This window comes from Streptomyces sp. SBT349 (assembly GCF_001083795.1).
GTDB lineage: Bacteria > Actinomycetota > Actinomycetes > Streptomycetales > Streptomycetaceae > Streptomyces.
Genome location: NZ_LAVK01000376.1, coordinates 1 through 7,024, shown reverse-complemented (window position 1 = coordinate 7,024; position 7,024 = coordinate 1). Strand labels below are relative to the sequence as shown.

Here is a 7,024-nt window from a genome sequence, read left to right as displayed (position 1 = left end):
CTCCGGGTGGATGTCCGAGATCACGAGGTGCCCGCCCGGGCACAGCACCCTGGCGAACTCCGCGATCACCGGCCCCAGTTCAGGCACATGCGTCAGGGCGAGGGAACAGACCACCAGGTCCACGGAATCGTCGGCCACGGGCAGCCGGTGCAGATCGCCGAGGCGGAACTCGCCACCCGGCACCCGCTCGCGTGCCCGCGCCAGCATGTCCGCCGAGCTGTCGACGCCGACGGCCCGGTGACCGCGCTCGGCCAGCAGGGCCGTCATCCGCCCGGTGCCGCAGGCGGCGTCCAGGGCGACACCCTCCGGTATCCCGTCGAGGATGTCCCCGACCACCGGCTCGTCGATGTCGAACGCCGAGTTGGGGCCGTCATACGTCCTCGACCAGATCTCGTATCCGTCGACCGTGCCCACGCGGGCGACGTCCACGGCCGCGTCCGCCAGCGTCTCGTCGTCGAGGAGCTTCCGGAGCTCGGCGATACGCGCCTCGACGAACGCGCGATCGTGTTCCCCGGTGAACGAACGCAGCAGAGCGGTCCCCTCCAGGCCCACCAGGTAGGCGAGCGGATTCTGGTGCATCACGGCGCGACGGTAACGACGCCCGTGGCGGCGGCGCCACCGAATTACCCCGCACGCGGCACGGATCAGAGGTCCACGACGAGGACGGGGGTGCGGGCGCGGCTGCAACACAGGGTGATGTGCCGCCCCTTCGCCTGGTCGGCGGGCGACTGGAAGACGTCGCGGTGGTCGGGGACCCCCTCGACGACCCGGGTCAGACAGGTACCGCAGACGCCGGTCTCGCAGGAGGTGCGGACCGGGACGCCGCGCTCGCGCAGGACGTCGGAGATCGTCCGGCCGGGGGTGACCTCGGCCTCGACGCCCGTGCGGGCGGCCACCACCGTGAACGGGGCCCCCGAGGTGTCGACCTCGTTGACGAACGTCTCCTCGTGCAGGCGTGTCTCCGGGATGCCCGCCGCCAGCGCGGCGTCGCGGACGGCGTCCATGAAGCCGCGCGGGCCGCAGACGTAGACCCGCGCGCCCGGGCCCGCGCGCCGGATCGCGGCCAGCGGGTCGAACGTGTCCCCGCCGGGCTCGTCGTCCGGGTACAGGTACGGCCCGCGCGCCCCCGCGTACTCCGCCAGCTCGTCTGCGAACGCCAGCCGCGCCCTGGTGCGCGCCCGGTAGTGCACCTCGAAGGGCACGCCCCCGGCGGCGAGCGCGCGGGCCATCGGCAGCAGCGGCGTCACGCCGATGCCGCCCGCGAACAGCACGGCCGGGGCGCCGTCGTGGACGAGCGGGAAGTGGTTGCGCGGCGGGCTCATCAGCAGGAACTGGCCCGCCCGCAGCCGGGTGTGCACCCGCAGCGAGCCTCCGCGCGAGGTCTCGGTCCGCAGGATGCCCAGCCGGTAGCGCCGGGTGTCGGCCGGGTCGCCGCACAGCGAGTACTGGCGGACCAGTCCGGGCGCGATGTGCAGGTCCACGTGGGCGCCGGGGTCGAACGCGGGCAGCGGCGCGCCGTCGATGCGCGCCAGTTCGATCGCGACCACGCCCTCGGCGACCGCCGTGCGCCGGGTGACGGCCACCTCCAGGAGGCCGCCGTCCGTCCCGTCCGCCTCGTTCATCCCGCCCGCCTCGTTCATCCGCGTTCCCGTCCTCTCCCGCTTCACGCGTCCGCGCCGGTCAGGGCCCCGGCCTCCCGGGTACCGGGGTCCGGCGCGCCCTCCTCGGGGACGAGCCGGACGTGCTCGGGGGCGATGGTCAGGCGGACGCGGGCCCCGGCCGGGAAGGCGCGGTGGCGTTCGGAGTGGCACTCGACGGTGACGCCCGCGACCTCGACGTGGTGGCGGACCCGTTCGCCCTCGAACGCGGTGGCGGCGACGACGCCGTCGAACCCGTTCGCGCCGTCCCCGTTCGCGCCCTTCTCCTCCGCGCCGGTGATGGTCAGGTCCTCGGGGCGCATGAGCACCTGGACGCGCGCGCCGGGGCGGGCCGCGCCGTTCGCGGCGGCGACCGCGACGGCCCCGAGGACGCACTCCACGCGCGAGGTCGCGCCGCCGCCGGAACCGACGGTGCCGGGCAGCAGGTTGGGCGAGCCGACGAACTGGGCCACGAACAGCGAGGCGGGCCGGTCGTAGACCTCGCGGGGGGTGCCGCTCTGCACGATGTTCCCCGCCGACATGACGGTGACGACGTCGGAGAGGGCCAGCGCCTCGCTCTGGTCGTGGGTGACGTAGACCATGGTGACGCCGGTCTCGCGCTGGAGGCGCTTGAGCTCGAAGCGCATGCTCTCGCGCAGCTTGGCGTCCAGGTTGGACAGCGGCTCGTCCAGGAGCACCAGGCTGGGCCTGGTCACCAGCGCGCGGGCGACGGCGAGCCGCTGCTGCTGGCCGCCGGAGAGGTTGGTGGCCGGGCGGTCGGCGTAGGGTCCCAGGCCCACGACCTCCAGCGCCTCCAGCACGCGGGCGCGCTGCTCGGCCCGGGGCATGCGCCGGCCGTCGACACGGGTGACGCCGAGCGGGAAGGCGACGTTCTTGAACACGTTCATGTGCGGCCAGATCGCGTAGGACTGGAACACCATGCCCAGGCCCCTGCGGTCGGGGACGACGTTGATCCGCCGCTCCGAGCAGAAGATCGGGGTCCCGGCCAGCGAGATGGTGCCCCGGTCGGGGCGTTCGAGCCCGGCGATGGAGCGCAGCAGCGTCGTCTTGCCGCACCCCGAGGGGCCGAGCAGGGTGTGGAACTGGCCCTTGGTGACCTCCAGGTCCACGCCGTCGAGCGCGAGGGCGCGCGGCGCGACCTCGACCCCCCGGCCGCGCAGCCGGCGGCTGCTCTCGACGCCGAAGTTCTTGGTGATGCCGGTGATGGACAGCATGGTCGCCATGGGGTGCTCCCGACGGTCGAAGGGTGAGGAGGCGGGCCCGGTCACTGGATACGCACGCCCTTGCGTCCGCCGACGGCCAGGGCCAGGCCGACGAAGGCGAGCAGCACCAGCACCAGCAGCACGCCGATCGCGGCCACCTGCGGCAGCCCGCCGTTCTGGTACTCCTCCCAGACCAGGACGGAGACGGTCTCCTTGCCGGGGCTGTAGAGCAGGATGGTGGACTGGAGTTCACGGAAGCTGACCACCATCACGTAGACGAACCCGGCGATCATGCCCGGGCTGGTGAGGGGCAGCAGGATGCGGCGCACGGTGGTCAGCCAGCCCGCGCCGGACACGTAGGCCGACTCCTCCAGCTCGGGCGAGACGGACTTCATCGCGGCGGAGGCGTAGCGCATGCCGTAGGGCAGGAAGCGGGTCACATAGGCGATCAGGATGATCCACAGCGTGGCGTAGATCGGCAGCCTGACGTGCAGGTAGACGAAGCCGATGGCCAGGCCGAGGACGAGGCCGGGCACGACGATCGGGGAGAACGCCGCCGCGTCCAGCAGCGAGCGGCCCGGCACCCGGGTGCGCACCACGAGCCAGGAGGCGATCGCGGAGAGCACCATCACGATCAGGGCGGCGCCCAGCCCGAGCAGGATGGTGTTCGAGAACGCCTGGAGGACGGTCGGGTCGTTCAGGATCGACTCGTAGTTGCCGAAGGACATCGCCCCGAACGCGTCGGCGCTCGGCGTCTCGTAGTACGGCAGCAGGGAGGCGTAGACCAGCACGCCGACCGGGAGCGCGACGACCACCAGGAAGTAGAGCGCGACCAGCGACGCGACCCAGGGCCGGGCCCGGCCCAGCTCCACGCGGCGGGGGCGGAACGCTTTGCCGGAGACGGTCGCCGACTGCTTGACGCTGCCGCCGGTGCGGGAGGCGAGCCAGACGCCGAGGCAGGCGACGGCCAGCAGGGTGACGCCGATGGCGCCGACGGCCTGGAAGTCGATCGGGTAGGTCTGGAACAGCTCGTACATCTGGCTGGTCATCACGGAGATGTCCGCGGGCAGCCCGAGCAGGGCGGGGATCTCGAAGACCTCCAGGCTCTGGACGAACAGGATCAGCGCGGCGCCCGCCATCCCCGGGCGGCTGAGCGGCAGCGTCACCCGGCGCAGCACGGCCAGCCGGGAGGCGCCCGAGGTGCGCGCCGCCTCCTCCAGGGAGGGGTCCATGGCGCGGAAGGCGGCCACCATGAAGAGGAACGCGATCGGGGCGATGTGCAGGCCCTGGACCCAGACCATGCCCGCCATGCTGTAGACGTTGAACGGGCGGGCGCCGACCAGCTGGTCGGCGATCTCGTTGAACAGCCCGATGTCGCGGCTGGTCAGGAAGACCCAGGCGGGCGCGTAGAGGATGCTGGGGATGATCAGCGGGATGAGCGAGGAGGCGTAGATGAGCCTCTGGAACGGGGAGTCGGTGCGGGTGGCGACATAGGCCAGGACGGTGCCAAGCACCATGCCCAGCGCCGTCGAACCCAGGGCGAACACCAGGGTGTTGGCCACCATGGAGCCGGTGCCCGCGCCGCCGAAGGCGCCGCTGAACCCGTCGAGGGTCAGGCTCCCGTCCTCCAGGAAGGCGTCCCGCAGCAGGAACAGCATGGGGACGGCGACGAGGTAGAGGACGACGAGGCAGACGGCCAGGAGGGTGAGGGTGCGCGGCCCAGGCCGGGTCGGGCGCAGGCGCCGGATGCGGGCGGGCGGGTGGCCGGGGAGTTCGGGGGGCGCGTCCGCGCTGATGGTGGTCATGACACTCCGTCCGGGAGAACGGGGTCCCTGCCCGCGAGCAGGTTCCCGTAGGCCGCGGCCCATTCCGCCCCGTCTTCGAGCAGCGTCCGCCAGTCCTCCACGAGGACGCCCTCGTCGTCGGGCAGCAGCGGCTGGTAGTCGGGTATGGCCGAGGGGTTGGTGGGGACGCCCGCGTTGCCGTTGAGCAGCGGCTGCGCCTCGGTGAGGTAGAAGTCCGACCACAGCGTCGCGGCGGCCGGGTTCTCGGCGCCCCGCATGGGGACGGCGCCGAGCACCTGGAGATTCACCGGCTGCACGAACGGCTCGTGGTCCACGGGCCCGGCGTTCTCCGCGGTGGCGTAGTGCAGGAAGTCGGTGACGAAGACCGAGTACTCGCCGGACTTGAGCAGCTCGTTGGAGGTGAGGTGGCCGCTGACGGTGCGGGCGTTGGCGGCGATGCCCTTCATCATCGCGACGAAGTCGTCCTGGCTCATGCCCTGGGCGGTGAAGTAGCGGTACGCGGTGAGGTACCAGTTGCTGTCCTCCTTCTCCAGCGCGAGCCGCCCCTCCCACCGCGGGTCGGTGAAGTCCGCCAGCTCCCGGGGGGCGTCGTCGGGGGCGACCAGGTCGGTGTTCCTGATGGGCAGCGTCGCGATGAAGTAGGCGCCGACCATGAACGGCAGCACCGCCCGCTCGTCCACCTCGATCCCCGGCTCGTACGCGCCCAGGAGGTCGCGCCCGGCGAGGATCGCCATCTCGATGTCGTTGGTCTCCACCACGTCGTTGCGCGGCCGTCCGGCGTCGGTCTCCTGGAGGATGCGCTGCCGGATCGTCTCCGTGGTGGCCCGGTAGACCGAGACGCTGATGCCGTACTCCTCCTCGAAGGCCGGGGCGACGGTGCTGCGCACGTTGTCGCTCGTGGTGTAGACGGTGAGGTGTCCCTCCTCCTGGGCGGCGGCGACCAGCGCCTCGCGCCGCTCGTCGCCGCGCAGCGCGTTGTAGTCGGCGTAGGTGTCGCTGTTGTCGATCGGCGTCAGCGTGGAGGGCGTACCGCAGGCGGCCACCACGAGGGCCACCATGGTCATGCCGAGTGCCAGGGTGGCGTGGCGTCGTAGCCGGGCCATGGGCTGCTCCCTTTCTTCCCCAACTCCGTTGTGTGGGCGTGCTGGACCGGTCCTGGGCGACCGGCCCGGGCGACCGGTCCCGGGCTCAGCCGGCGGCGGTCCGCGCGGCCTTGGCGTTCTTGACGACCTGCCAGGCCGACAGCGCCAGCAGCGGGTGCGCGCCGAGCCCGACCAGCTGGTCGAAGCCCTCGCCGCGCAGCGCCTCGCGCTCGTCGGGACGCAGGCCGCTCTCCGCGAGGGAACGGGCCTGGTCGGTGACGAAGAGGGCGCGGACGTCGCCCTCGGTGATGATCCGGCGCAGGAACCGGTTGAGCGGCAGGCTGGAGGGCTCGGGGAACCGGTAGTAGAGGAAGTCGTCGGCGGTGAACTCGTGGCCGCCGTAGCGGGGGACGGGCTCGGGCGCGGGGGTGGCCGCCGCGGTGGGCGGGAGGAACTGGAGCACGCCCTGGCCGTGGTGGGAGAGCTCCTGGTAGGAGAGGAGGGACCCGGGCCGGTCGCCGATCATGCCGAGCATCACGCACCAGGTCAGCAGCTCGCTCTCGCCCACCTCGTCGAGGTTGACCGGGGTGAGGTCGAGCAGCTCGTCGTAGCGGCCCGCCGCCGTCTCCTGGATGACCCACCGGTCGAAGGCGTAGTCGGGCGCGGTGTAGCGCGAGGTGCCGGGGAAGTGGGACATGCCGCCGCTGGCGATGACGGCGATCCGCTCGGGGCGGTCGGCCAGCGCGCGGGCGATGGCCCGGCCCAGGGCGTGGCACCGGCGGGGGCTGGGCAGCGGCGGCAGGTAGGTGTTGACCAGCAGCGGCACCACGGGCACGTCGAGGTCGCCGAGGATGTACTCGAACGGGGTGAGGAAGGCGTGCCCGAGGACGGCCTCCTGGGAGTACGTGAGGTCGAAGTCCTGCGCGATGACGCCCCGCAGGAGGTCCTTGGCGATGCCGGTGTGCACCGCCCTGCGCAGGCTGCGGTCGGTGTAGACGGCCTCGCACTCCTCGGACATCACCAGGGTGAAGGTGGGGACCGCCTCCAGCCAGAACGTCTCCAGGTGGTCGATGCCGATGACCAGCACGGCGTCCGGGCGGGTCTCCTCCAGGACGGCGGCGAACCGCTTGAGCGCGTCCGTGCTGTGGTCGAGCTTGTCCAGCTCCTCGTAGGGCGGGCGGCTGAGCAGCTGGGGTGCGTGCACCGCTGCCGCGGCGGCGACGATGTCGGCCATGCTCGTGCTCCTTGCTCGGGTCGGGCGGGCGGTCGTCAAGGCG

At 72.5% G+C, this 7,024-nt stretch carries 6 protein-coding genes; all 6 read right to left on the bottom strand.

Going from position 1 to position 7,024, the window contains the following annotated elements; translation table 11 throughout:
- Positions 1-579, bottom strand: a 579-nt coding sequence (locus tag ADY01_RS30475) for a class I SAM-dependent methyltransferase (protein ID WP_234320480.1), incomplete at its 3' end; no start/stop codon positions are given.
- Between the two features lie 65 nt (positions 580-644).
- Positions 645-1,640 carry a PDR/VanB family oxidoreductase gene (locus ADY01_RS30470; RefSeq protein WP_199826346.1) on the bottom strand — a complete coding sequence of 332 codons (996 nt, stop codon included), beginning with the start codon at positions 1,638-1,640 and terminating at the stop codon, positions 645-647.
- A 23-nt stretch (positions 1,641-1,663) separates the two neighbouring features.
- On the bottom strand, positions 1,664-2,881 hold the full coding sequence (locus ADY01_RS30465) for an ABC transporter ATP-binding protein (RefSeq protein WP_234320479.1): 1,218 nt from the start codon (positions 2,879-2,881) through the stop codon (positions 1,664-1,666).
- A 41-nt stretch (positions 2,882-2,922) separates the two neighbouring features.
- Positions 2,923-4,665: an ABC transporter permease gene (locus ADY01_RS30460; protein ID WP_049579903.1), complete on the bottom strand. Its 1,743-nt coding sequence runs from the start codon at positions 4,663-4,665 to the stop codon at positions 2,923-2,925.
- Positions 4,662-5,768: an ABC transporter substrate-binding protein gene (locus ADY01_RS30455; RefSeq protein ID WP_049579901.1), complete on the bottom strand. Its 1,107-nt coding sequence runs from the start codon at positions 5,766-5,768 to the stop codon at positions 4,662-4,664. The genes ADY01_RS30460 and ADY01_RS30455 overlap by 4 nt, the downstream gene beginning before the upstream one ends.
- 85 nt (positions 5,769-5,853) lie before the next feature.
- A complete protein-coding gene (locus ADY01_RS30450) occupies positions 5,854-6,981 on the bottom strand; it encodes a hypothetical protein (protein WP_049579900.1) in 1,128 nt (375 codons plus the stop codon).
- Positions 6,982-7,024: the final 43 nt, after the last annotated feature.

What these genes read in the sequence shown, in the direction of transcription:
- ADY01_RS30450 (WP_049579900.1), bottom strand. Translation starts at nt 6,981, where the DNA reads ATGGCCGACATCGTCGCCGCCGCGGCAGCGGTGCACGCACCCCAGCTG.
- ADY01_RS30470 (WP_199826346.1), bottom strand. Translation starts at nt 1,640, where the DNA reads ATGAACGAGGCGGGCGGGATGAACGAGGCGGACGGGACGGACGGCGGC.
- ADY01_RS30455 (WP_049579901.1), bottom strand. Translation starts at nt 5,768, where the DNA reads ATGGCCCGGCTACGACGCCACGCCACCCTGGCACTCGGCATGACCATG.
- ADY01_RS30465 (WP_234320479.1), bottom strand. Translation starts at nt 2,881, where the DNA reads ATGGCGACCATGCTGTCCATCACCGGCATCACCAAGAACTTCGGCGTC.
- ADY01_RS30460 (WP_049579903.1), bottom strand. Translation starts at nt 4,665, where the DNA reads ATGACCACCATCAGCGCGGACGCGCCCCCCGAACTCCCCGGCCACCCG.